The sequence below is a fragment of the Vibrio sp. 1180_3 genome, assembly GCF_029478545.1.
Classification (GTDB): domain Bacteria; phylum Pseudomonadota; class Gammaproteobacteria; order Enterobacterales; family Vibrionaceae; genus Vibrio; species Vibrio aestuarianus.
On record NZ_SJFM01000184.1, the window covers coordinates 1 to 435 of the forward strand.

At 42.3% G+C, this 435-nt stretch carries 1 protein-coding gene; it reads left to right on the forward strand.

Going from position 1 to position 435, the window contains the following annotated elements; all coding sequences use genetic code 11:
* Positions 1-113 precede the first annotated feature (113 nt).
* On the forward strand, positions 114-248 hold the full coding sequence (locus tag EYW48_RS21490; protein WP_277433079.1) for a hypothetical protein: 135 nt from the start codon (positions 114-116) through the stop codon (positions 246-248).
* Positions 249-435: the final 187 nt, after the last annotated feature.

Sequence of the window (435 nt, forward strand, 5' to 3'; positions counted from 1 at the left end):
GGAATCCGTCTTAAACGCCTAGTTAGCTGCTGCACTTTCGCTAGCAAATTACGCCAAACTGCCTAATTTGAAACACATTATTGCTTTCAAACGGCAAAGTAAAACGGACAGCTGTGAAATTAAAACCTAATCCACGAAATGCTCTTGGCAAAGAAGAAATGGCCGAGAAAATCACCATTTTTAAGCTCGGTAATTTGCAAAGAATTCTATCGAAAAAGCCAACGACAGAGCACACGAAACGCATTTAGGCATTCATGAATTTCGACAGCAAAGAAACCGCGCCAACGAACTTAACAAACACAACATTACCCGTAAGCAGACTTCGTTAAGTTCAAACACTTCCCGAAAAGTGCCACTGGCGAGATAGTTGAGAAGCTGAGATTTGTCCGGTGTGTAGCTAGAAAACCGAAAGCCTTTCCACCCTAAATTCACAGC